This is a genomic window from Aeromonas sp. HMWF015 (assembly GCF_963878965.1).
GTDB classification, from domain to species: Bacteria; Pseudomonadota; Gammaproteobacteria; order Enterobacterales; family Aeromonadaceae; genus Aeromonas; species Aeromonas veronii.
This window is the reverse complement of record NZ_CAWNZT010000197.1, coordinates 53,351-77,790: the sequence shown is the minus strand read 5'-3', so window position 1 is coordinate 77,790 and position 24,440 is coordinate 53,351. Positions and strand designations below refer to the sequence as shown.

General features: G+C 59.7%; 23 protein-coding genes. 12 read left to right on the top strand and 11 right to left on the bottom strand.

From position 1 onward, the window contains the following. The first annotated feature begins 54 nt into the window (after window positions 1-54). The 5 genes from ubiG to yfaE all read left to right on the top strand — a co-directional run bounded on the left by ubiG (window position 55) and on the right by yfaE (window position 5,891). Entirely contained in the window at window positions 55-771 is a 717-nt protein-coding gene (ubiG, locus tag AACS18_RS10750) for a bifunctional 2-polyprenyl-6-hydroxyphenol methylase/3-demethylubiquinol 3-O-methyltransferase UbiG (protein WP_108612305.1), read from the top strand. Continuing rightward, window positions 771-1,466 carry an HAD family hydrolase gene (locus AACS18_RS10745; RefSeq protein WP_108612304.1) on the top strand — a complete coding sequence of 232 codons (696 nt, stop codon included), beginning with the start codon at window positions 771-773 and terminating at the stop codon, window positions 1,464-1,466. The genes ubiG and AACS18_RS10745 overlap by 1 nt, the downstream gene beginning before the upstream one ends. A gap of 623 nt (window positions 1,467-2,089) precedes the next feature. Beyond that, complete coding sequence (gene nrdA / locus AACS18_RS10740; RefSeq protein ID WP_181363260.1) at window positions 2,090-4,357, top strand: class 1a ribonucleoside-diphosphate reductase subunit alpha; 2,268 nt, start codon at window positions 2,090-2,092, stop codon at window positions 4,355-4,357. 80 nt (window positions 4,358-4,437) lie between these two features. Continuing rightward, a complete protein-coding gene (gene nrdB, locus AACS18_RS10735) occupies window positions 4,438-5,571 on the top strand; it encodes a class Ia ribonucleoside-diphosphate reductase subunit beta (protein ID WP_005336708.1) in 1,134 nt (377 codons plus the stop codon). Continuing rightward, entirely contained in the window at window positions 5,568-5,891 is a 324-nt protein-coding gene (gene yfaE / locus AACS18_RS10730) for a class I ribonucleotide reductase maintenance protein YfaE (RefSeq protein WP_179903870.1), read from the top strand. Before nrdB ends, yfaE begins: the two co-directional genes overlap by 4 nt. A 115-nt stretch (window positions 5,892-6,006) precedes the next feature. Here yfaE and mltA read toward each other — a convergent pair whose 3' ends face one another. Further along, entirely contained in the window at window positions 6,007-7,158 is a 1,152-nt protein-coding gene (mltA, locus tag AACS18_RS10725) for a murein transglycosylase A (protein ID WP_108612302.1), read from the bottom strand. Window positions 7,159-7,308: 150 nt separating this feature from the next. Here mltA and AACS18_RS10720 point away from each other — a divergent pair, with 150 nt between their 5' ends. Then, complete coding sequence (locus tag AACS18_RS10720; RefSeq protein ID WP_108612301.1) at window positions 7,309-7,560, top strand: DUF1289 domain-containing protein; 252 nt, start codon at window positions 7,309-7,311, stop codon at window positions 7,558-7,560. Between the two features lie 19 nt (window positions 7,561-7,579). Here AACS18_RS10720 and AACS18_RS10715 read toward each other — a convergent pair whose 3' ends face one another. The 6 genes from AACS18_RS10715 to AACS18_RS10690 form a co-directional block, all read right to left on the bottom strand. Beyond that, complete coding sequence (locus AACS18_RS10715; protein ID WP_108612300.1) at window positions 7,580-8,743, bottom strand: AGE family epimerase/isomerase; 1,164 nt, start codon at window positions 8,741-8,743, stop codon at window positions 7,580-7,582. A 74-nt stretch (window positions 8,744-8,817) separates the two neighbouring features. After that, the gene (locus AACS18_RS10710) at window positions 8,818-9,666 is read right to left on the bottom strand and encodes a PTS system mannose/fructose/sorbose family transporter subunit IID (RefSeq protein ID WP_064341275.1); all 849 of its coding nucleotides are present in this window, start codon (window positions 9,664-9,666) and stop codon (window positions 8,818-8,820) included. Then, on the bottom strand, window positions 9,666-10,469 hold the full coding sequence (locus AACS18_RS10705) for a PTS mannose/fructose/sorbose/N-acetylgalactosamine transporter subunit IIC (RefSeq protein ID WP_064337977.1): 804 nt from the start codon (window positions 10,467-10,469) through the stop codon (window positions 9,666-9,668). Before AACS18_RS10705 ends, AACS18_RS10710 begins: the two co-directional genes overlap by 1 nt. Window positions 10,470-10,481: 12 nt before the next feature. Next, window positions 10,482-10,976 carry a PTS system mannose/fructose/N-acetylgalactosamine-transporter subunit IIB gene (locus tag AACS18_RS10700; RefSeq protein WP_108612299.1) on the bottom strand — a complete coding sequence of 165 codons (495 nt, stop codon included), beginning with the start codon at window positions 10,974-10,976 and terminating at the stop codon, window positions 10,482-10,484. Window positions 10,977-10,985: 9 nt separating this feature from the next. Beyond that, the gene (locus AACS18_RS10695; protein WP_108612298.1) at window positions 10,986-11,414 is read right to left on the bottom strand and encodes a PTS sugar transporter subunit IIA; all 429 of its coding nucleotides are present in this window, start codon (window positions 11,412-11,414) and stop codon (window positions 10,986-10,988) included. Between the two features lie 6 nt (window positions 11,415-11,420). Beyond that, window positions 11,421-13,187, bottom strand: coding sequence for a class I mannose-6-phosphate isomerase (locus tag AACS18_RS10690; RefSeq protein WP_108612297.1), 1,767 nt, complete (start codon window positions 13,185-13,187; stop codon window positions 11,421-11,423). Between the two features lie 211 nt (window positions 13,188-13,398). On the opposite strand from AACS18_RS10690, the gene AACS18_RS10685 reads away from it, so the two are divergent. Continuing rightward, a complete protein-coding gene (locus AACS18_RS10685; protein WP_181363259.1) occupies window positions 13,399-14,406 on the top strand; it encodes a LacI family DNA-binding transcriptional regulator in 1,008 nt (335 codons plus the stop codon). A 21-nt stretch (window positions 14,407-14,427) separates the two neighbouring features. Here AACS18_RS10685 and AACS18_RS10680 read toward each other — a convergent pair whose 3' ends face one another. From AACS18_RS10680 to fruB, 4 genes are all read right to left on the bottom strand, one after another. Beyond that, a complete protein-coding gene (locus AACS18_RS10680) occupies window positions 14,428-15,000 on the bottom strand; it encodes a glucose-6-phosphate isomerase family protein (protein WP_258228700.1) in 573 nt (190 codons plus the stop codon). Window positions 15,001-15,174: 174 nt separating this feature from the next. Continuing rightward, complete coding sequence (fruA, locus tag AACS18_RS10675) at window positions 15,175-16,911, bottom strand: PTS fructose transporter subunit IIBC (RefSeq protein WP_108612295.1); 1,737 nt, start codon at window positions 16,909-16,911, stop codon at window positions 15,175-15,177. Continuing rightward, a complete protein-coding gene (gene pfkB / locus AACS18_RS10670; protein ID WP_108612294.1) occupies window positions 16,908-17,897 on the bottom strand; it encodes a 1-phosphofructokinase in 990 nt (329 codons plus the stop codon). The genes fruA and pfkB overlap by 4 nt, the downstream gene beginning before the upstream one ends. Continuing rightward, window positions 17,897-18,997 (bottom strand): fused PTS fructose transporter subunit IIA/HPr protein, encoded by a 1,101-nt coding sequence (gene fruB / locus AACS18_RS10665; protein WP_108612293.1) that lies wholly within the window; start codon window positions 18,995-18,997, stop codon window positions 17,897-17,899. Before fruB ends, pfkB begins: the two co-directional genes overlap by 1 nt. Before the next feature lie 296 nt (window positions 18,998-19,293). On the opposite strand from fruB, the gene cra reads away from it, so the two are divergent. The 5 genes from cra (at window position 19,294) to AACS18_RS10640 (ending at window position 24,211) form a co-directional block, all read left to right on the top strand. Beyond that, a complete protein-coding gene (gene cra / locus AACS18_RS10660; RefSeq protein ID WP_181363258.1) occupies window positions 19,294-20,280 on the top strand; it encodes a catabolite repressor/activator in 987 nt (328 codons plus the stop codon). A 553-nt stretch (window positions 20,281-20,833) separates the two neighbouring features. Further along, window positions 20,834-22,027 (top strand): aromatic amino acid transport family protein, encoded by a 1,194-nt coding sequence (locus AACS18_RS10655; RefSeq protein WP_108612292.1) that lies wholly within the window; start codon window positions 20,834-20,836, stop codon window positions 22,025-22,027. Window positions 22,028-22,279: 252 nt separating this feature from the next. Continuing rightward, window positions 22,280-22,837, top strand: a complete 558-nt coding sequence (locus AACS18_RS10650; RefSeq protein ID WP_108612291.1) for a hypothetical protein — start codon at window positions 22,280-22,282, stop codon at window positions 22,835-22,837. A 220-nt stretch (window positions 22,838-23,057) separates the two neighbouring features. Next, window positions 23,058-23,444, top strand: a complete 387-nt coding sequence (locus AACS18_RS10645; RefSeq protein WP_005351791.1) for an MAPEG family protein — start codon at window positions 23,058-23,060, stop codon at window positions 23,442-23,444. Window positions 23,445-23,560: 116 nt separating this feature from the next. Then, window positions 23,561-24,211: a hypothetical protein gene (locus AACS18_RS10640; RefSeq protein WP_088868985.1), complete on the top strand. Its 651-nt coding sequence runs from the start codon at window positions 23,561-23,563 to the stop codon at window positions 24,209-24,211. Window positions 24,212-24,440: the final 229 nt, after the last annotated feature.

The window sequence follows — 24,440 nt, the reverse complement described above, 5'->3', positions numbered from 1 at the left end:
ATAGATTGCGCCCATGACTCAGAAGCGGGCGCCCTGCCACAGGATCTTCGAAAAATGAACAGTGATGCCAATGTCGATCTGACAGAAATCGCCAAGTTTGAAGCCATCGCCTCCCGCTGGTGGGACATGGAAGGTGAATTCAAACCCCTGCATCAAATCAATCCGGTACGCCTTGACTGGATCACCGACAAAAGTGGCGGTCTGTTTGGCAAGCGTATTCTCGATATCGGCTGCGGTGGTGGCATTCTCTCCGAGAGCATGGCCCGCCGTGGCGCCAAGGTCACCGGCATCGACATGGGCAAGGAACCCCTCGGCGTCGCCCGCCTGCACGCCCTTGAGCAGGGTGTTGAGCTCGAATATCGCCAGATCACTGCCGAAGCCCATGCCTTGGAGGCCGCCGGCCAGTATGACGTGGTCACCTGCATGGAGATGCTGGAGCATGTGCCAGACCCCGCCTCCGTGCTGCGCGCCATCGCCACCTTGGTACGCCCGGGCGGCCGGGTGTTCGTCTCCACCATCAACCGCAACCCCAAATCCTATCTGATGATGATCATCGGGGCCGAATACCTGATGAAGATGGTGCCCAAGGGTACCCACGATCACAAAAAATTCATCACCCCGGCCGAACTGTGTCGCATGGGTGAAGCGGCTGGCCTGCTGGTGCGGGACATGAGCGGCGTCCACTACGCCCCGCTCACCAACCAGTTCAAGCTCGGCAAGAATGTCGACGTCAACTATATGGTGGAGTTTGTCCGCCCGGAGCACGGTTGATGAGCGCCTCTCACCTGCAGCCTCTTCGTTGCGTGCTGTTCGATCTGGATGGCACCCTGCTCGACACAGCCCCGGATCTGGGTGCCGCCGTCAACCACGTGCTGATAAACGAAGGTTTTGCGCCGCTCTCTGACGACATTATTCGTCAGACCACCTCCCACGGAGCGCTCGGGCTGCTGAAAGCGGGTCTTGGCGACGAACTGCTTGAAGAACTGGGGGCCACCCGCCTGCGCAATGCCCTGCTCGACTACTACGCGGCCAATCTCTGCGTCGGTACCCGTCCCTATGAGGGGATGATGGATCTCATCGAGTGGCTCGACGAGAAGCAGCTGCCCTGGGGCATCGTCACCAACAAGCCGGGCTTTCTCACTGAGCCGCTGCTGGCGGCCCTGCCAGAGCTTGCCAGCTGCGGCGTCACGGTCAGTGCCGATACCCTGCCGGTACGCAAGCCCGACCCCGCCCCTATGTTCTTTGCCTGTGAGAAGCTGGGGGTCGAGGCGGCTCACTGCCTCTATGTGGGGGATCATGTGAGGGACATCGAAGCGGGCCGCAATGCTGGCATGCGCACCGCGGTCGCTGGCTGGGGCTATCTCAATGATGAGGAAGATCCCGCCCAGTGGGGCGCCGATCTGCACTTTGATACCGTGCAGGCCCTGCACCACTGGCTGCGCTATGAGTTGACCGTCAAGGTGTAACGCGCAGCCTTACCGGCTGACATGCGATGACGGGGCGAAGAGACTCTCCGCCCCTTGTATCTCTTCCTTTACGCTCGTGCGTCCTGCGCCACCATCACTCGTCTATTCATGGATAATAAAAGCAGCTTTCTGCCTATTGGATACCCATTTGACAAGCTCACAGCCGTCACAAAGCGGCCACAAACCTTCGTCATCTGATGCAAAGCCCTTGCCACGCTGAGCCCGCGGCTGCGACAACTGGACAGCTTTTGACCCTTGTTGCATAAGGGATAATCAGCCGCCGTTTGCTAGTAAAAAGCCCCCCGTTTCGCAAGCAAAAAAAGTTATTTAAATTTTCCATCTTCGATCGGGAGACTTGCATTTAGCGGAGCGGACGAATGAAAACCCGCTCACTGTGAGCGGTCACTAACTGATGGGGCAAGACTCACAATTTATCCACAGCTCGTCACTTATCCACACATTGCAATGGCGGGCTGACCTCACTATCTTGTAGCTCGAACTTAAAATAACACTACATCTTGTGACTCATCGCACAATCTCTACCCAACTCCCGCATATCGCCGGGGCCAAGGTGGCGTCATTGTGCGATGGTTTTTCGGGAATCAACTGAAGGTCATCAGCCAATGAACTTGTTTGTGACGAAGCGTAACGGACACAAAGAACCCATCGATCTGGATAAAATTCACCGCGTGCTGGACTGGGCCGCCGAAGGGCTCGACAACGTGTCGGTCTCCCAGGTAGAGCTCAAGTCCCACATCCAGTTCTATGACGGTATCCGTACCGCCGACATTCACGAAACCATCATCAAGGCAACGGCTGACCTCATCTCCGAGCAGACCCCTGACTACCAGTACATGGCAGCCCGTCTGGCCATCTTCCACCTGCGCAAGAAGGCCTACGGCCAGTTCGAACCGCCCCACCTCTACCAGCACGTGGCTCGTCTGGTCGACATGGGCAAGTACGACAAACACCTGCTGGAAGACTACACCCAGGCTGAATTCGAAGAGCTGAACGCGCACATGGATCACTGGCGCGACATGGATTTCTCCTACGCGGCGGTCAAACAGCTGGAAGGCAAGTATCTGGTACAAAACCGCGTCACCGGCGAGATCTACGAGAGCCCGCAGTTCCTCTACATCCTGGTAGCGGCCTGCCTCTTCTCCAAGTACCCGAAAGATACCCGTCTGGACTACATCAAGCGCTTCTATGATGCGGTCTCGACCTTCAAGGTCTCCCTGCCGACCCCGATCATGAGCGGCGTGCGCACCCCGACCCGTCAGTTCAGCTCCTGCGTACTGATCGAGTGTGACGACAGCCTGGACTCCATCAACGCCACCGCCAGCTCCATCGTGCGTTACGTCTCCCAGCGTGCCGGTATCGGCATCAACGCGGGGCGCATCCGCGGTCTGGGCAGTCCCATCCGTGGCGGCGAAGCGTTCCACACCGGTTGCATCCCCTTCTACAAATACTTCCAGACTGCCGTGAAGTGCTGCTCCCAGGGCGGCGTGCGCGGCGGTGCGGCCACCCTGTTCTACCCGCTGTGGCACACCGAAGTAGAAAGCCTGCTGGTACTGAAGAACAACCGCGGCGTGGAAGAGAACCGTGTACGTCACATGGACTACGGCGTGCAGATCAACAAGCTGATGTACCAGCGCCTCATCAAGGGCGGTGACATCACCCTGTTCTCCCCGTCCGATGCGCCGGGTCTGTACGATGCCTTCTTTGCCGATCAGGACAAGTTTGAAGAGCTCTACGTCAAATACGAGCAGGATCCGGCCATTCGCAAGAAGACCCTGAAAGCGGTAGACCTCTTCTCCCTGATGATGCAGGAGCGTGCCGGTACCGGTCGCATCTACATCCAGAACGTCGATCACTGCAACACCCACAGCCCGTTCGACCCGAGCGTGGCGCCGGTACGCCAGTCCAACCTCTGCCTCGAGATTGCGCTGCCGACCAAGCCGCTCAACAACATCGACGACGAGAGTGGCGAAATCGCCCTGTGCACCCTCTCCGCCTTCAACCTCGGTGCCATCGAGAAGCTGGAAGATCTGGAAGAGATGGCCGATCTGGCCGTGCGTGCCCTCGACGCCCTGCTCGACTATCAGGACTACCCGATTGCCGCCGCCAAGAAGGGCAGCATGGGTCGTCGCACCCTGGGGATCGGCGTCATCAACTACGCCTACTACCTGGCCAAAAACGGTGCCCGTTACTCCGACGGCTCTGGTTTGGCGCTGACTCACCGTACCTTCGAGGCCATTCAGTACTACCTGCTGAAAGCCTCCGTGCAGCTGGCCCGCGAGTTCGGCCCCTGCCCGCTGTTTGGCGAGACCACCTACGCGCAAGGTATCCTGCCCATCGACACCTACAAGAAGGATCTGGATGCGCTGTGCAACGAACCGCTGCATCTGGATTGGGAAAGTCTGCGTGAAGAGATCAAGTCCGTGGGCTTGCGCAACTCAACCCTGACCGCCCTTATGCCGAGCGAAACCTCCAGCCAGATCTCCAACGCCACCAACGGCATCGAGCCGCCACGCGGTCTGGTGTCGGTCAAAGCCTCCAAAGACGGCATTCTCAAACAGGTGGTGCCCGAGTATGATCGCCTGAAAGATCAATACGAATTGCTCTGGAAGCAACCGAGCGTTGACGGCTACCTGCAGCTGGTCGGTATCATGCAGAAGTTTGTGGATCAGGCGATCTCCGCCAACACCAACTACGACCCTGCCCGTTTCGAAGGCAACAAGGTCCCGATGAAACAGCTGCTCAAGGACTTGCTAACCGCCTACAAATACGGCCTCAAGACCCTGTACTATCACAACACCCGTGATGGTGCAGACGATGCCCAGACCGATCTGCAAGATGACGGTTGTGCAGGCGGGGCTTGCAAAATCTAAGTCACGACAATAACTGATAACCGGGCGGGAGCATGAAGCTCCCGCTCTCCTGTTTTCTCTATTCACATATTCTGGTAACCATGGCCTATTCAACTTTCTGCCAAACCCAAAACGACCAGCTCAAAGAGCCGATGTTTTTTGGCCAATCGGTCAACGTAGCCCGTTATGATCAACAAAAGCACGAAGTGTTCGAGCGGCTGATCGAGAAGCAGCTCTCTTTCTTCTGGCGCCCGGAAGAGGTGGATGTCTCCCGTGATCGCATCGACTATCAGGCCCTGCCGCCCCACGAGCAGCACATCTTCATCTCCAACCTGAAGTATCAGACTCTGCTGGACTCCATTCAGGGTCGCAGCCCCAACGTGGCCCTGCTGCCGCTGGTCTCCATTCCGGAGCTGGAAACCTGGATTGAGACCTGGGCCTTCTCCGAGACCATCCACTCTCGCTCCTACACCCACATCATCCGCAATATCGTCAACACCCCTGCCCAGGTGTTCGACGACATCGTGACCAATGAGCAGATCTTGAAGCGCGCTGGCTCCATCAGCCACTTCTACGACGACCTGATCGAAGCGACCGCCCTCTACAACCTGCACGGTGAAGGGACCCACACCGTCGCGGGCCGCGAAGTGACCATCACCTTGCGCGAGCTCAAGAAGAAGCTCTATCTGTGCCTGATGAGCGTCAACGCGCTGGAGGCAATTCGCTTCTACGTCAGCTTCGCCTGCTCCTTTGCCTTCGCCGAGCGTGAACTGATGGAAGGCAACGCCAAGATCATCAAGATGATCGCCCGCGACGAAGCGCTGCACCTCACCGGCACCCAACACATGCTGAACCTGATGCGCACCGGCCAGGATGACCCGGAGATGGCCGAGATCGCTGCCGAATGCGAACAGGCCTGCTTCGAGATCTTCAAGGAAGCGGCCATTCAGGAGAAAGAGTGGGCCGAGTACCTGTTCCAGGACGGCTCCATGATCGGCCTGAACAAGGACATCCTCTGCCAGTACGTGGAGTACATCACCAACCTGCGCATGAGTGCGGTCGGCCTGCAGCCAGCCTTTGCCGGCACCAAGCAGAATCCGATCCCCTGGATCAACACCTGGCTGTCATCCGACAACGTACAGGTCGCCCCGCAAGAGGTAGAGGTCAGCTCCTATCTGGTCGGCCAGATCGACAGCGAAGTCAATGCCGACGACCTGGGTGATTTCGAGCTGTGAGTGACGCAACCAACACGCTGACCCCTGCCCCGCACGCGCCTGCTGAACAGCATGCGGACGTGGCACCACGGGTACATACCCGGGATGGTGCCGTGCTGCACGCCCATCCCGGCGAAAGCGTGTTGGAGACCCTGGAGCGCCACGGTCATCATGTGGAGTTCCAGTGTCGCAGTGGCTATTGCGGCGCCTGCCGCACTCCGCTGATGGCTGGCAAGGTGCACTACCCCAATGTGCCGCTGGCATTTGTCGCCCAAGGGGAGTGCCTCCCCTGCTGCTGCAAACCGGTCGGCGCTATCCGGCTGGATATCCAGAAGAGCTGACGCAGCCACCAGCTGCCACTCTCACAAAATAGAAAGCCGCCGGAGCAATCCGGCGGCTTTTTTTGTCTTCACATTGCCCGGGCGCCCGATTACAGACGCCCAAATCCTCAGAGGATTACAACCAGGGGGCGGCAGTCGGCCCGTGGTGCAGGCCCAGCTTCCAGACCCGGCCGAAGTGCTTGTAGTGACCCGCAGCGACACCGGCCTTCTCGCCCATGCCGTGGTAGAGGTCGAGGTGGCCCTTCTTCACCGCGCCGCCAACATCCAGCGCAATCAACAGCCGCAGCTGGTGCTTGCCGGTCCAGTTGCCCTCTTTGTCGAGCAAGGGGACTTCGGCGAGGAGCGGGGTCCCCATCGGTAGCAGGGTCTTGTCGGCAGCGACGGCCGCCAGCGGCAGCAGCGGGATACCGGCGGCGCCGATCACATCATTGGTGGGTCGACGCTCGAAGAAGACATAGGAGGGGTTCTGCTCCACCAGCTCCTTGACGGTCTCCTCCGGCTGTCGGTTGGCCCACTCCTTGATGGCCTTCATCGACATCTGCTCTTTGGGCACTTCACCGCGGTCGATCAGTACCCGACCGATACTCACGTAACCATGGCCGTTCTTGCCGCTGTAGCCCAGATATTGCAGCCGATCGTCATCTCCGTAATGGACAAAGCCGGAGCCCTGCACATCCATCAGGAAGTTGTCGATAAGGGATTTGCTGTAACCCAGCTCCAGCCCGCGGTTGGCCAGTGCTCCCTGATGGATCTCGGCCCGGGTCGGACAGCGACCGCCACATTTGGGCATGGCATAGATGGGGTATTTGTACTTGGCATCCGGGCGGTGGCGCACTTCCAGCACCGGCGAGTAGTAACCGGTAAAGAGCACGTTACCCATGCGATCGGCGCCGCCCAGCTGAGCCAGGCTGATACCGTAACGGGTGATGTCGGCAGGATTGCCGCCGCCCGCCACCCAGCGGGAGAGCTGGTGATAGAGTTCGCCATAACGGCGGGTCATCTTGCCGGAGCGCTCCAATACCAGTCTGCTTTGCGGGCCAAACTTGCTGTAGTCGGCACGCGCACGGCTATTGACCCGCTCCACCCTCACCAGATCCTCTGGCAGGGTTCCGTCCAGATACTGCTTGCCCAGATTTTCCGGCACCTCGCAGTTAAAAAAACATCTGTTGTCGGTCTGTTTTTTGGGCACTTCTGCTTTGTCAGAGTTGCCCGCACAACCGGCCAGTCCCAGCACTGCGGCGGTCAGCCAGTACGCGTGTTTGTTCATATGTCCTCATATAACGCCAAGAGCCATGCTCGGCGGGGAAGATGCCAAATTTGCAGGGGGAAAGCAAACGACATCAATCACTTGAAGCAGGATTTCTCCAAAGGGGATCCGCTGGGTTATAACAAGGTGACAGGATGTGCGAGGTGATGGATGGAACAGCTCGAAATATTCCCGCTGCAGAGCCCCTGCATCGGGGTCTGCGAAGTGAACAACAAGGGCTACTGCAAGGGGTGCCTGCGCAATCGCGAAGAGCGTTTCAACTGGCTCACCATGACCCCTGCCCAGCAACAAGAGGTGATGCGCCTGTGCCGGGATCGCAAACGCCGGGTCGAGGCTGCGCGGCGCAGGGCACAGGAAGGCGCGCTCAATGAACCGCAAGCACAACCCGGCTGGGATTTTTAAGCGTCTCCCATAGACCGCCCTACTCCCCGATACCCACCCCCGCGATCCGGGCCAGTTCACTAAACGCCACAAACAGATGATAAAACGTGCTGGCTGGCGCATGAGAGGTCAGCGGCTTTCCCTCGCTATCTACTTGATCAATCCATTGTCCGGGCTGTGCGGGCAACAGGTAGTAGTGGAAGATCCGCGCAACTACCTTGCTGATCTGGCAGGCGGTAGCCTCATCCCCCTGTTGCTCATAGGTCGCCAGGAGTGCTTTCAAATGTTCGGTCTGGCACCAGAGCCGGCTGGTATCGCGATAGGGTTGCCCATCATCGGTCAGCTCATCGATCACCAGCCCGGTTTGCCCGTGCCCGTGGCGGATGGCAAAACGGGTCAATATCCCGATTGCCTCGTCAATCTCGGTGCTGGTTGGCTGGATTTCCCAGCTGCTAGCAAGAGTCCGGTAGCGTGCCAGCAGCCAGCACCACTCGTAGTGATGACCCGGGTCGATAAGACGGGAATCGGCATGACGCACCAGCAGCGCGTCGTCGAAAAACTCGCGCAATAAACCGCGCTCCAGAAAACGCTGACGAAACAGCCGATACAGCGCGGTTGCCCGCTGCTGCCATATCACATCATCAAAGCTGTCTGCCGCCACCAGCAGCGCCTCGAACAGATGCATATGGGGATTTTGGCTGCGCAGTGGGCCAGATGGCCAACTGGAGTGAAATCCGCCGTGCAGCGGGTCCAAAAAGAGTTGCTCAATGGCCTGATAGCGCAACTCGGCCTGTTGTTGCCAGCGTGGATCGCCACTCAGACGATAGAGCCAGCACTCAGCCAGCAGGGCAAACGCGTATTCATAGCTGCAGACTGATGCGTCAGCAATCGAACCATCCCGATTAATGGAGAAAACGCTATGCCCCGCCCCATCGTCAAAATGACACATACCAACCAATGCAGAACGCTCGGCAAGGGTGCGCCCGTCGTACCACCCCAGCAGGGTGGCGTGGCTGAACACATAGATCTGGCGGCTCTGTACCCGAAAACGGGTCGGCTGCCACAAAGGCTGCCCAGCACTATCCAATCCCTCGGCAAAAAGCCCACGCTCGGGGTCAACCCCCTGCGCGCCCCAAAGGGGCAGCGCCTCGGAGACCAGCCAGCGATGGCAACGCTGTGCGGCCTCAGTCACCTCGATATGCATAAATTACCTCTCGCAACGGCGATAAAAAGGGAGAGCCAGGCTCTCCCATTGTTGACCATATTGCTTTGACCCCATCAGAACAGACCGATGGCGACCCCGACAAAGGCCAGCACCAACAGCCCGAGCATCGCTTTGACCGGCGAGACGTTGCGCTTGGCCATCAGATACCAGGTACCCAGCACCACCACCAGCGGCATCAGTTTGGGGAAGATGCCATCCAGCATGCTCTGAACCTGGATATTGACCCCATCCGAGGTGACAAAATCGAGTCCGGTTGAGAGGTTGACATAACTGGCCGCCACCCCGCCCATCACAAAGACCCCGAGCAGGGAGAGCGCCTCGCGCAGCTTGGCCGACTCGGAACTGACCAAAGACTCCACCGAACCAGTGCCCAGCTTGTAGCCCTTCATAAACAACATGTAGGAGCCAGTAATGGCGATGGCGTTGAAGCTGATGATGTAAAACAGCGGCCCCAGCACACTCCCCCCTGCCGCCAGCGCCATCCCGATACTGAGCAGAATGGGCACCAGCATACCGGGGATCATGGAATCACCGATGCCAGCGATGGGGCCCATCAGGCCGACCTTAAGGGTATTGATGGTCTCACCGTCGATCTTCTCGCCATTGGCCCGCTTCTCTTCAAGCCCGACTGCCAACCCATTGATAATGGCGCCGATCTGGGGCTCGGTGTTGTAGAAGGAGGCATGGCGTTTCATCGCCTCCATCCGTTCAGCCTTGCCGGGATAGAGCTTCTTGAGCGCCGGCATCATGCCGAGGCAAAATCCGAACGATTCGAGTCGCTCGAAGCTCATTGAGGAGAGGTTGTACATCATCCACGAACGCCAGCAGGCACGCAGATCCCGTGAGGTAAGAGCAACCGGCTGCTTGGCCGCCAGTTCCCCTGATTGCAGCTCTGTGTTCATCAGAATTCATCCTCATCATCGGTTTGGGTGGCAGCACGGGCAGCGACTGCAGGGCGTGGTTCCGGCTTGTAGTTATAGTGAATGAGCGCCAGCAGGGCCCCAATCATCACCAGCCCCACCATGTTGAGCTTGAGAAAAACGATGCCGACAAAACCCACCAGGAAGTAGATCAGCATGCTGTTCTGTTTGATGATCTGCTTGAGCAAGATGGCAATGCCGACTGCAGGCAGAATGCCGCCCACCACCGTCATGGTACGGATCACCAGCTCCGGCAGGCTGTTCATGAACCCTTCGATGTACTGGTTGCCGAAGTAGACGGCAATGAAAGTCGGCACGAAACGCAGCACAAAGTTGCTGGCCTGCGGGAAGATGGCGCTGTTGAGGTAAACCCCCTGTTCATCGCCCTGCTCCAGCGCCACATCGGCCCTGTGGTTCCAGTAGGAGTTGAACACCATCATGAAGTTGAAGAGGATGGTCCCGGCGATGCCGATGGTGGCGGCAATCGCCACGGCAACCGACGGCTCCTTGCCCGACATGATGCCCAGCGCAATGGCCGGAAAGGCGACGAAGTTGAGATCCGCCGGCATGGAACCGCCCGGCGTCACCATGGCGATATAGACTGCCTGCACCGCCACCCCGATCAGGATACCGGTCTGAATATCCCCCAGAATGGCACCGACCAGCATGCCCGATACCAACGGGCGGGTAATGGTGTACCAGCCACCGGTCAAGCCCAGCAGCCAGGGGCTGCTGAGGGCACCGAGATAGCAGAGTATCCCGATGAGAGTTGCTTCCAGAAACATGATCTCTGCTCCCTATTTCAGCATTTTCTGGGCATCTGCCCAGCTGTAGTGACTGGCATCCGGTACCAGCCGAAAGTCGATCTCGTGGCCAAGGTTGGCCAAGTAATCAAAAGCGGCTATCTCCTGCGCCGTCACCGACTGGTTGGGGCCTATGGTGGTAGTCTGCTCGCGGGCACTCATGGGCCCGACGTTGATCTTGCCGTTGAGATTATCCAGGGAGATCCCGGCGGCGCACAGGCGCTGCAGAGTGACCGGCGACTTGCCAATCACGAAGTAGCGTTTGTCACTGGCGATCACCTTGGGCAACTTGGTAATGGCGGTAGCCACATCAAACAGCCACACCTTGGTGTCCGACACAGCCCCGATCATCACCTGAGAGAGCAGCGGATCGGCCGCCACCTCATCATCGATCGCGACGATACCGTCACAAGGAAGCTCTCTGGCCCAGCGGGTCACCAACTGACCGTGGATCACCCGATCATCAATGCGTACAAATGAAATCGCCATCTCGCTCTCCTAGAAGTGGTCATCTTGCTGGTGTGCCGCCGGGGCCGCGATCACCATGGATTCCAGTGCCTGGGCCAGCAACTGGCGGGCAGCCTCGTGCACATCCGTTGCCGCCAACCAGTCGGCACTCATCAGCAGCATGGGAAAATTAACCCCGGTCACCACGGCTACCGGCTGCGGCCATGCGGGATCAAATGCAAAGCGGCATGCCACGTTGTAGGGGGTGCCGCACTCCATGTCGCACAGCACCAACACCCCGTCAGCCCCCGCGCCATGACGGCGCAGGGTCTGTTCAAACTCGGCGCGAAACGCCTCTATTCCTCCCTCTTCGGTCAGAGAAACTGTGGCTACGGCGGGCAACTCGCCGTAGACCATATTGGCGCTGGCCAGCAGGGCCGGCGCCAGTGAACCATGGGTTGCGATAAGGATCCTCAGCATCTCCGGTTACCCCCTCACAAAGGCTTTGATGGTGGCAATGGTCTGCCCTTCACTCTCGCCACTCGGGCGGATACGATAGCGCCCTACCGACGCCGGTACGATGAAGGTCTCGGCGTAGTGCACCACGAAGGGGGCAAAGGCGTTGTCCGGGCTATCTACCGTTGCCTCCCGACCCTCAATCAGATTGAGTACCTGCACCGTGCCGCCGGTGTCGTGCTCGACCGGCACGCTGAACCAGTGGCGACGGGTCTCGATAAATTCCCGCTCATGCAGTCCGGTACGCTCCTCGCACCAGCCCAGTCCTTCGGCGATGGGCTCAATGCAATTGACCAGATTTCGCTCGGTCCAGTCGGTATCCCGATCCCACTGGATCACCTTGCTGCCATGCTCCAGATGGATGGGGCGCGGAATGCCGTCGAGCCCGACCCGGCCCCAGTCCCACAGTTTGAAGGTAAAAATGTAGGGGGTGGCGCTGATCTCAAGTACCATGGCTCCCTCTCCCGAGCAGTGGACGGTTCCAGCCGGGATCAGGAAGTGGTCGTGCTTGCGGGCCGGGAAGCGGTTGATGAAGCGCTCGTCGTCGAAGGGCTTCTCACCGCGCTGGGCGGCAGCTAGGTCCGCCAGCATTGCCTGCGAGTCGATACCGTTGCGGGTGCCGAGGTAGACGCAGGAGTCCGGCTTGGCATCGAGCAGGTAGTAGCTCTCGTCCTGGGTGTAGTGCATGCCGAACTCCTGCTGGATGTATTCGATCAGCGGATGCACCTGCAAACTGAGCGGCTGCCCCCCAACCGTATCGAGAAAATCGAACCGGATCGGGAACTCGGCGCCAAAGCGGGCGTGTACTCGCTCCCCAAGCAGGGCTTTTGGCTGGCACAGCACCAGGTTTTGCGACGGGATCTCCACCCTCACCTCGCCAAAGCGCAGGTAGAGGCTGTTCTCCTCGGGCACACAGTCAAAGCACCAGGCGTAGTTGGGTTGGGCTGGGTCCAGATCACACACCTGCTTCATCCACTGCCCGCCCCAGACCCCAGGGTCGAAGAAGGGAACAACCCGGAACGGCTGGCGCGCCGCCTGATGCAACCCTTGTTGCAGTGCCGCCCCCGTTACCATAGTCGGCTTGTCCCTGGTGTTGGTGTCGAGCAGGAAATCGATGGTGGGCAGCTGGGCCAATTTATGGCGATCAAACACCCGCCACTCGATGAAGAAGGCGCGCTTGTAGCGGCGCAATATGTCCTCTTCGGTGTTATCAGCGCCCCAGTTGCCAATCTCTTTACGGCGCAGACGCTGCTGGATCTCCCAGCGGGCAAGATCGGTATAGACTCGCACATTCCCTTTCGCCACCAGCGAGGCGCCGCAGCCCATCACCACCACCAGACCTTCGGCTATCTCTGCGACCTGCTGTTGCAGGCGCGCCAAGGCGACCGGGTCAAAAAACTCAACCATCTTGTGGGGTGCCAGCACGCCAAAGACCCTGTCATCGGTGATGAAGCGATCCAGCATCGCCAGCACTTTGGGTTCGGGCAGGCGCGCCTGTTCCACATCAATGAGCGTGTGAGGCCCGAATCTGGTCAGCAGCTGGGTGCGTAGCTCGGTCTGATCCACACCGTGATAGCAGTCGATCACCAGTACCACTTTCGCCCTGTCTTGCCCGTTCACTTTGGCTTGCAGCTGATGAGCAATCTCATCCCATCCCGCACAGGCGGCCCGCTCATATCCAACAACGGTCACTTCTGGATATTTGTCGTAGTTGGAAACGTAACTCGAATGAATCATTGGCTTGCTCTCTCGTTGACACCTATGACAGAGATAAATCGATTAACCCGTTAACCACAACCTGATAAACACGATTAACCTCAAACATTGGGATATATCATCGGCATTGGCGGTGATATTTGTGATCAACCACTCACTTGCAACCTTCTCTCATCCGAAATATAGGTTAATCGATATATCTTGATGACACGACCATGACTGGACCCACACCATGAGCAATGTGACTGTTGCAGATATTGCCCGCCATCTGGGCGTTTCCACCGCCACCGTCTCCATGACCTTGCGCAACAAGGGACGCATTTCCGACCACACTCGCCAGCGGGTACTCAAGGCCATCGACGAGCTCGGCTATGTTTACAACCAGACTGCCGCCAACCTGCGCAACAAGAGCAGCAATCAGGTTGGCCTGTTGCTGCACGACATTACCAACCCCTTCTATGCAGAGATGACAGCGGGCCTGAGCCGGGAGATGGAACACCACGACCTGATGCTGTTTCTCGCCAACAGCGAGGAGTCGGCGACAAGGCAGCAGCAGTTTATGGATTCGCTGCAACGCAACAGCGCCGCCGGCATGGTGATCTGCGCAGCCCAGCCTACGCCCCACAGCTTTTTCGAGAGCCTGCAACGTCGCCATATGCCCACCATTCTGGTGGTGCGACCGGTGCCGGATGTAGCGATAGACTTTGTCGGCACCGACAACTTTCTGGGCTGTCAGCTCGCGACCGAGCACCTGCTAAAACTCGGCCACCGTCATATCGCCTTTGTTGGGGGCGCCCCCACCTCCATCAGCCGATCCCAACGCCTCGGTGGTTATATGAGCAAGCTGCTCGAACACGGTATCACTGCCAAACCGGAGTGGATCATCAGCTGCGGCGCCAGCCGGGTAGAGGGCACCCGCGCCACGACGGCGCTACTGGAGCAGCACCCCGAGGTGACGGCAGCGGTCTGCTATCAGGATGTGGTGGCGCTCGGCGCTATGCTGGCGCTGCGCAAGCAGGGGCGGCTCATCGGCCAGAACTTTGCACTGGTGGGCTTTGACGATCTGCCGGAGACAGCGCTGGTCGAACCGGCGCTCACCACCGTCTCGGTGGCGGCGCGGGAGATTGGCCGCAAGGCGGGTGAACTGCTGCTCGAGCGGATTGCCGGCAACGACGAGCCGGCCAAGAGCATCATTCTGCCCCCTACCCTGGTGGTACGCCAATCTTGCGGCAGCCGCTAACGGGCCGCCGCCAGCTCCGATTTACATCCCTTGCTGATCGCTGGTCACAAGGTGGGGCATGCCATCTTCTCCGGCCAGCACCCGAACAGCAAAGCCGCACTCCCCCATCGCGTTGTAGTCGTGACCTGCAATGGCAGGCCAGACCGCCAGCGCCGAGAGCAGCGTTTCACCGGTGTTGACGAGTCGATGGGCCACGTGGCCCGGAATATGGTGAACACTGCCGGGAAAGACCTGCTCCAACAGGCAAACACCGGCCATATCCTGCAACAGCAATAGTCCCCTTCCGCACAACCCGAAGTAGTACTCCGCCTGTTCGGCGCGAGCATGGATATGACCGCGGGTCATGAAAAACTCCTGCCCGACCCGGCCAGCCTCCAGATAGGTCACCCCCATGTTGAGATCCCCCTCGCCACCATTGCCGGGCAGCATGGCAACCCGATAGAGCTGAGTATCGGGCGAGAGCACGGCCTCGGCGTGCGGGTCGGCAAAAAGCCCCTGCAAGTCGGCCAGGGTGGTGCTCTTCTCAACCAGTTCGGCGCCACCGAGGTTGCCGGTCGCAAAATTGAGAATGGGGGGGATCATGGGTGTCATCATCTACTCCTGGGTATCGGGTTATCGGCGGGCGCAGGTGCGCCCCAGGCACCTCACGCTAGAGGGTTAATCCATTAACCACAAGCAAAACAACGCCTGCATTTTTCCCTGTATCCGGCAATAAAAAAGCGGCCCGTAGGCCGCTCTTGGTTATGACGTGTTGTCGGGTGGCAAAGCTTATGCCGTGGCCAGCTTGGCCTGCTCTTCGCCGCGTTTGAGCATGGCGTAGGAGACACCGGTCAGCAGCGAGCCTGCCGCAATCGCCACGATATACATCATGACGTTGCTGATGGCGTGCGGGATGAACAGCACGAACAGGCCACCGTGGGGTGCCATCAGTTCGCAGCCAAACAGCATGGAGAGCGCACCGGTCAGGGCGCCGCCGACCATGCAGGCCGGGATAACGCGCATCGGATCCTTGGCGGCAAACGGAATGGCCCCCTCGGAGATAAAGCACAGACCCAGTACGAAGGAGGCTTTGCCCGCTTCCTGCTCCGCCTTGATGAACTTGGTACGGGCCAGGAAGGTGGCAATCCCCATCCCCAGTGCCGGCACCATACCGGCGGCCATCACCGCAGCCATCGGGGCGTAGGTTTTGGAGGCCAGCAGGCCGACACCGAAGGCGTAGGCCGCCTTGTTGACCGGGCCGCCCATATCGAAGCACATCATGGCGCCGATGATGACACCCAGCAGCACGGCGTTGGCAGAGCCCATGTTGTTGAGGAACTCGGTCATGGCATTCATGATGCCAGCCACTGGGCCACCGACTACGTAGATCATCACCAGACCGGTAAAGAGGCTGGCCACCAACGGAATGATCAGGATGGGCTTGAGCGCTTCCAGGGTAGTCGGCAGGCGCACCTTGTCGCTCAGGTATTTGGCGCTGTAACCGGCCAGGAAACCGGCCACGATACCGCCAAGGAAACCGGCTCCCAGCGAGCTTGCCAGCATGCCGCCTATCATGCCGGGGGCGAGACCCGGGCGGTCAGCGATGGAGTAGGCAATGTAACCGGCCAGCACCGGGATCATCAGGGCAAAGGCGGAGCCACCACCGATCTTCATCAGAGCGGCGGCCAAAGTGCCTTCCACCTTGAACGCCTCGATACCGAACACGAACGAAAGCGCGATGATAAGGCCACCCGCCACCACCATGGGCAGCATGAAGGAGACGCCGGTCAACAGGTGCTTGTAGGGGCCAGCTTTTTCCTCTTTCTTGGGCTGGCTGGCACCGCTGTGTCGATAGGTTTTCGCCTCGATCCACGCCTTGTCCAGCTCGGCACGGGTTTTCTTCAGCGCAGCGCCCGTGCTGGTGCGATAGACCGGCTTACCGTCAAAGCGGGCCATGTCCACCTCGATATCGGTGGCGAGGAACACCAGATCGGCAGCCGCAATCTCCTCGGCGGTCAGGGCGTTCTGGGCACCGACCGAGCCTTGGGTCTCAACGCGGATCTGATAACCCAACTGTTTGGCCATGGTCTCCAGCGCTTCTGCCGACATAAAGGTGTGGGCCACCCCGGTCGGGCAGGCTGTCACCGCCACGATGCGCTTGCCAGCGGCGGCCGGTTTGGCGGCAGCATTCGCAACGGCGGAGGCGGCTTGATGGCGATAGACACTGGAGCCACTGGCGGCGGCTTCCAGCAAGGCGGCCGGATCCTGCAGGGCGAGATCCATGCTGCCCTGATAGACCCGTTTGCCATCATAGGCAGCGAGATCCACCGGGGCACTGGCGACAACCAGTACCAGATCGGCCGCAGCAATCTGCTCTTTTGAGGGGGTCTGGCGCGGTTGCACGCTGGAGCCGACGTCGAGGGTGAGCTCCCAGCCAGCCAGTTTGGCCTGCTGTTCTATCCGTTTTGCAGCGAGAAAGCTGGTGGCAATGCCCGCCGGGCAAGCCGTAACCAAGATTGCTTTCATTGGGCATCTCCTGAGTTTTCCATTGAGGGGGTATGGCATTGAACCGGTGCCAGCGCATCCAGACGCTCTACGCGCACCTGTTCGAGCAAGGGGTTGAGCACATTGATATCGTCAAAGCCGACCGCGACCTGACTGACCGCCAGTGCCGAGACGGCGGTGGCCAGCCGCAGGGTCTGCTCCGGCGCCCAGCCAAGGCTCAGACCATGGGCGAGACCGGCCACCAGGGAATCGCCAGCACCCACGGTGCTGACCACCTGCATCCGCGGCGGAATGGCCTGCCAGACGGCATCCGGGGCAAACCAGATGAGGCCATCGGCGCCGTTGGAGATCACTACGTTGGGAATCCCGCTGGCCTGCAGCGCGCGGGCACACTCGGCCTGCTCGCTCAGGGTCTTGATGGGGCGGCCCGCCCACTGGCTCAGCTCCTCCAGATTGGGTTTGACCAGGGTCGGCGCCGCCTTGATCCCTTCACTTAAGGCCGCACCGCTACAATCGAAGATCACCTGCTTGCCCTTGGCCTTGAGCAGGCGGATCAGATGGGCGCAGTAATCGGGAGCCACCCCTTTGGGCTGGCTGCCCGCCAGCACGAACCACTCAGCATGCGGAGCCAACTCGTCGATGGCCTGCTCCAGCGCGCTCACCTCCCCTTGCTGGATGGTGAGCCCCGGCAGGTTGAGATCGGTGACCCGACCGGATTGCTCGGAGATCTTGACGTTGATGCGGGTGCTGCCCGCGACGCGCACAAAGTGATCATCCAGCGCCCGCTCTGCAAACAGGGAGACAAAGCTCTGCTCATTGTCAGCGCCCAGCCAGCCGGTGACACCCACCTCACGACCCAAGTCCTTGAGCACCATGGCGACGTTGATCCCTTTGCCCGCCGCACGCAGGTTGGCCTCACTCACCAGATTGACCTCGCCCAGGCTCATTGCCTCAAGGCGAGTAGTGAGATCAAGGGCAGGGTTAAGGGTAATGGTGACAATCTTCATCAATGCGCCCCCTCGCCGAGACCAGCGGCAATGGCCTCACCGATCCCCTTGAGGGCCGCTTCGGCATCTGCCCCTTCGGCGCGAAATGCCAGACGGTGACCGCACTTGACCCCAAGGCCGATCACCTTCATCAGGCTCTTGGCGGAAACCGCTTCGCCGCTGCCATCCAGATTGGCCACCCGGATGTCGGATGCAAACTCTTTGGCCACCTTGACCAGCATGGCGCCGGGACGGGCATGCAACCCGTGAGGGTTGATGATGGTGAAGGTTTCGGAAAGACCGCTCGCGGGGCCCGCTTGCAGCATGGCCAGTCCCTCGCCGCCCGCCAGCGTCGCCAGCTGACCGGCAGCCGCCAGTTTGGCCAGATTCTCCAGCTGCGGCAGATGGCCGCTATCTGCGGCGCACAGCAGCAGCATGGCGCTGACCGGCAGCTCCTCTGCCGTGAGGGCGCTACTCGGGGTGGCCAGCACCCACCCGGTCTGAGCCGCTTGCGCCCGGGCCAGCCAGATGCCCTCGCCCAGATAGGCAGGTTCGCTTGCCAGCAGGGCGCTCACCATGGCGGCATCGCCCCAACCGGCGGACTTGGCGCGGGCAGCGGCGCCCAGCAGCAGCTGGTCGCGATCATCGGCCGGGAAGTCGGCCAGGGTCAGGTATTGCACCTCTTTGGCGGCAGTGGCGCCGGTCAGGATATTGATGATGGTGTCGGCATCGGTGGCCTCTTTGAGCTGGGCTGCCGCCTGCTCGTCACCCAGCACATGGGTGAGCTGGCGCAAGATGCCCAGATGCTCGTCTGACTTGGCGGCGATGCCGATGGCGACATAGGCGATCTGCCCCTCGTCCCACTCGATGCCATTGGGGAACTGGGCCACCATGACGCCGGTGCTCTTCACCAGATGACGGGTATCGGTGGTGCCGTGGGGAATGGCGATGCCGCTGCCAAGATAGGTGGCATGCTGCGCTTCACGGGCCAGCATCCCATCCACATAGCCCGCTTCCACCAGACCGGCTTCGGTCAGTTTGCCTGCCAGCAGGGCAATGGCGTCCGACTTGGTTGCCACCGACTGCCCCAGCAAGATCTGCTCTCGCGCCAACTTCAACATAGAGACTCTCCATCAGGTTCCGGCCGCGCCGGTACGTCACAATTGAACATTCGGATAACTCGCCAGCTGACAATAGACCCGAACACGGTTCACTGTGATCGGAGCCCGATTTTCAGGCCACTGGGTCTCTTCGTTGCTGACAGGCTGAATCGTTTCACTTACACTCAGACTGAATCGTTTCAGCGAATTGATCAAGTACCCACAAAGAGTGCTTTTCAATGATATGATCCCGCGCACACTTTTCGGTGCCCTCACCCGGCAGTGACCGTGGGCCTTGCAACTCACACAGAGCCAATATGATGAAACTGGATGAAATCGCCGCCCTCGCCGGTGTCTCGCGCACCACGGCAAGCTATGTGATCAATGGCAAGGCCGACCAATACCGCATCAGTCAGGCCACCCGCGACAAGGTGATGGCCGTCGTCACCGCCCACAACTACCAGCCGGACAGCCGCGCAGCCTCCCTGCGCGGCGGCCAGACCAAGACCCTCGGCTTTATCCTGCCCGACCTTGAGAACGCCAGTTACGCCAAGCTGGCCAAACGGCTGGAACAGGGGGCTCGGGCGCAGGGCTATCAGCTGCTCATTGTCTGCTCGGAAGATGAGCCCGCCACAGAAAAAGAGCTGGCCCAGATGCTGGTGAGCCGCCATGTGGATGCCCTGCTGGTGGCCAGCTGCCTGCCCCCGGACGACCCCTTCTACGGTAAATTGCAGGCGCAAGGCAGCCAGATCCTCGCCATCGACCGGGCGATGGCCGCCGACAAGTTCGTCACCGTCGCCAGTGAAAACGAGAAGGCGAGCTTCGATCTCACCAGCTCCCTGCTTACCCCGACCTTGCGCCATATCGCCTTGATCACCGCGCTGCCAGCACTCACGATCAGTCAGGAGCGAAAAGCCGGTTTCGAGCAGGCGGTCGCCAGTCACAGTGCGGCTCGCCACCTGTGTGAGGGGGATCACTTCTCGCGCACCGAGGGGTATCGCCTGATCAAAGATCTGCACCAGCAGCTGGGCCAGTTGCCCGAAGCGCTGATCACCACCTCCTATATCCTGATGGAGGGGGTACTCGACTACCTGTTGGAGCAAGAGATCGACATGAGCCAGCTCGCCATGGCCACCTTCGGGGACGATCGCCTGCTTGACTTCCTCCCCTTTGGCATCAACTCCCTGCCCCAACAGCACGACGCCCTGGCGAGCCAGGCGCTGGAGCTGGCGCTCAAGGCGGTGAACGGCGACTACCAGAGCGGGCTGCACTATGTGAGCCGCACCCTCAAGCGCCGTCGCTAACCTGACCGCAGCAGACCCGATTTGCTGTCAATGGGTAGGTAAAACGAACAGATGACAATAAGGCTGCCAGGATTGGCAGCCTTATTGTTGCTCCCCCTACCCGCCCGCTTTGCTTTCTCTACCGTCTGGCCGACTAAACAACCGGCCTCCACACTCCTTTCACCCCGCAACTAAACGCCAACGCCACGACAAGGCACTCCCCCATCCGTGCTGCAACCACTTGGCTGACCTGTATCAATGAGCCCCTGCCAATCATTTTTTCGGTGTTTTTTTCTGCAATTAGCCATCACTGTCATCATTTATTTCCACTTGTTGCCACAAGCCAGCACAAGATCCGTATAAAAGGGGTTGTTTCCGCTATTTTGATCCGCTAACGTGGCAATCATATTTTACAAGTGACAGGTTTTAGGTACAGATGTTCCCGTTCCGATATTGCTAGCCTCCGGCCCTATCACCGGAGGCACCTTCTGATAACGCCAATCGGCCCCCTCTTGTTGACGTCACTGCTGACATCGCCTGTTTGCACTGACACCGCTACGTTCGGATGGATAACATGAATACCAAAACTCTGGGTTGTACCCTGTTGATTGCCGGCACCACCATAGGTGCCGGCATGCTGGCCCTGCCGCTGGCCTCCTCCTCCCTTGGCGGCCCCGCCACCCTGCTGCTGATGGTCGGCCTCTGGGCCCTGATGGCCTTCACCGCCATGCTGCAAGTAGAGGCAAGCCTCAACACCGGCAAGTGGTACCTGCACCAGCTGGCGGATCATCTGCTCGGCCCCTGGGGCAAGCGCATCGCCTCCTTCTGTATCCTGATGCTGTTCTACTCGCTGGCCTCCGCCTACATCAGCGGCGGCAGCAGCCTGCTGGCACAGGCGCTGGCCGATGCGGGCATGCCCCTAAGCCAGGAGCAGGCCGCCTGGGCCTTTACTCTGCTGTTTGGCGGCATGGTCTGTGTCGGTACCCGATCGGTGGATTACCTCAACCGGCTGATGTTCACCGTCAAACTGGTGATCATGGTGGTGGTGCTGGCGTTGCTGCTGCCCCGCACCGAAGGGCAGCATCTACTTTCGATGCCGCTAGGTCAGGGCCTGTTGCTGGCGGGCCTGCCGGTCATCTTCACCTCGTTCGGCTTTCACGGCTCCATTCCGAGCGTGATGCTCTACCTCGGTGACTGCCCCAAGCAGTTACGCCGAGTCTTTGTCTGGGGCTCAGCCCTGCCGCTGATCCTCTATGTGCTGTGGCAGGTGGCGATCCTCGGTCTGCTCGGCCAGCAAGCGCTGCTGCAAACCGGCGGGGCGCTCGATAGCCTGCTGGCCAACGTCGGCAAGCTGGTGAGCTGGCCTGCGTTTAATCAGGCGATGCACCTGTTTGCCGATCTGGCGCTCGCCACCTCCTTCCTCGGGGTGACGCTGGGGCTGTTCGACTTTATGGCCAAGGTGACCCGCCGCAAGGACAACTGGCAGGGCCGCACCCAGACCGGCCTCATCACCTTTGTGCCGCCATTACTGTTTGCCCTCTACTTCCCGCAGGGCTTTATCATGGCGCTGGGCTACGCCGCCATTGCGCTGGCAATCCTCGCGGTACTGCTGCCGGTGGCGCTGGTGTGGCAGAGCCGCAAGCAAGCCCCCGCCCACCACTACCGCGCCCCGGGTGGCGTGGTGGCGCTGGGAGTGGCCGCCGCCATGGGTGTGCTGATTGTTGGCGTACAGATCAGCGTCAGCCTTGGAATGCTGCCAGCGCTGTAATCCCCGATACTAAACGCCCCAAATAGCCAAGCCCCGCCAATTAACTTGACGGGGCTTTTTGTTGGAAAAGAAATCAAGTGGATACAGGCATCAGCCATTAATTAAGACAGCGCCCCTTACCAAACAAACACCCAAACCTTCAGCTATATACCGACCTTTTTACTACCCAACCCTGAATAATCAGTTCAAAAACCGTTCATGCCCCTTCGCTACACTGCCCGCTCGTTTATCGCTATCAGGAGTTTGAAAACAATGATGTTGCACCTCAAGAAGAGCACCCTTGCCCTCGTCCTGCTTGCCGCCAGCGGCGCACTCAGCGCAGCCGAAATCGCCAACAACAATATTACCGAGGCGGAGATCAAGGCCGCGCAGGATGGTTGGGGCGCGGCGCTTATCAAGATCAGCGATGATTATCGCGCCGGTGGGATTGAGCGCGCCAAGGCGACCGCCGAGTCGGTGCTCGACAGCGCCTATGGCTACCAGCAGGGGCCAGTGCTGTTTAAACCCACCCTTGCCGGTGGCGCGCAGACCTTTCGCACCAACCGCGAGGGGGCGCTGGCCTACTTTGTCGGCAACAACAGCGCCTATCCGGCCGATAGCGGCTTTGCCCTGAAAAACTGGCAGAGCTATCGCTATGACAATGCCGCCGTCTATATCAACGGCGATATGGCGCTGACCATGGGCAAGGTGCATCTGGTGGATCGCGACAACAAGGAGACCACGGTCGACAAGACCTGGGGTTTCAAGAAAGGAGATGATGGCAAAGTGCGCATCGTGCTGCACCACTCCTCCCTCCCTTACGAGGGGTAATGACGGGGCTCTGCCCACCATCAATATGATCAAAAAACAGCCCTGCCACCTCGGCAGGGCTGTTTGTTTTGCGCCTGCACTTGGCCGATGGCGAGTGAGTGGATGACGATCGTGCTAAGGCAGTTTGCTGCTACCCTCAAGGCAAGCCATTGAGATGCCGAGCAATATCGCGTCTCGGAACACCAGCCACTCGTTATCATCACACAAGGAGCCAGATACCATGACCATACTGCCTGTTTACGCGGCCCTGCTCACGCTGCTTTTTGTGTTGCTGAGCATTCGTACCATTCGCACCCGCCATAGCCGCAAGGTGGCGCTGGGGCATGGGGATGACCCCGCCATGCTGCGGGCCATGCGGGTACACGCCAACTTTGCCGAGTATGTCCCCATCGCCCTGCTGCTGATCTATTTCGTCGAAACCGGCAGCCATACCCCCTGGCTTATCCATCTGCTGGGGAGCGCCTTGCTGCTTGGCCGCCTCTGTCATGCATTTGGCATGAGCCGCACGCCGGAGAACTTCCGTTATCGGGTGGCGGGAATGGGGCTGACCTTCACTGTGATCCTGGTGAGCGCGGCCCATATCCTGATCACGGCGCTGCTCCCCTGACCCGGCCGTCACGAATAGCTGGCGAAGCGGTCTGGCAGCCATCCCTATCGGCTATTCTTCACTGCACAGATAGTCGCAACAGTGCTGCTTAAACAAGCCCGATTCAGGAGTGCGATATGAAGTGGATTGGCTGGTTACTGCTTGTCGGGCTGACTCCCGTTGCCCACGCAACCCCGCTAAAGCTGGCGGCAGCGGTCGAACACACTGCGATATTGCGCCCTTTTATTCATGACTGGTTTGGCCGGGCCGGCATCGACTTTCAGTTGATCCCCTGCACCTATGCCCGCTGCGAAAAGTTGATTGAGGCAGACCATGCCGTCGATGGCGATATGGCCCGGATCAAGGGCTTTGATCAGACCTATCCCCACTTGCTGCAGATCGGTGCCCCCATCTCGGAGGCGGCGATTTATGGTCAGCCAAGGGATAACCCGAGCTGGCCCCCTGCCGAGGGTACCGTGATTGGCTGCCTGCGCGGCATCCAGTGGTGCGAGCGCTTCCTCGGCAACTATCAGGTAATCTGGTTGAACGATGAGAAGCAGGGGCTTGCCCAACTGCATCGAGGCAAAGTGGACTGGCTCATCAAGATGCGCCCTGCCTCTCAACCTGCACTGGCGTCCCCCTGGCAGAAGATCACCAAAGAGCAGGTCTTTCTCTATCTCGATAAAAAGCACCGGGCGGAAATTGCAGCCCTGCTCAAGGTACAGCTGGCGTTTATCAATAACGGCCGCTGGCTGGCGATGCAAAAGCAGTACCTCTCCGCCATCTAGCGTTGCTCTCGCTGCACCACACAGTGCCGATTGTATGGCTGAAAAAACAAAAAGCCCTGCCAGATTGGCAGGGCTTTTTCAGTCAACCGCATAGCTGGGGAGTCAAGCTCCCGAGCCGCTTACTGGTTGTGGGTAGAGCGACGTGGACGACGGGCCTGAGCCGGTTTGCCAGCGCCATCAACAGGGCGCTGACCACCTTGCGGCTTGGGCTTGCCACCGTTACCGGTAC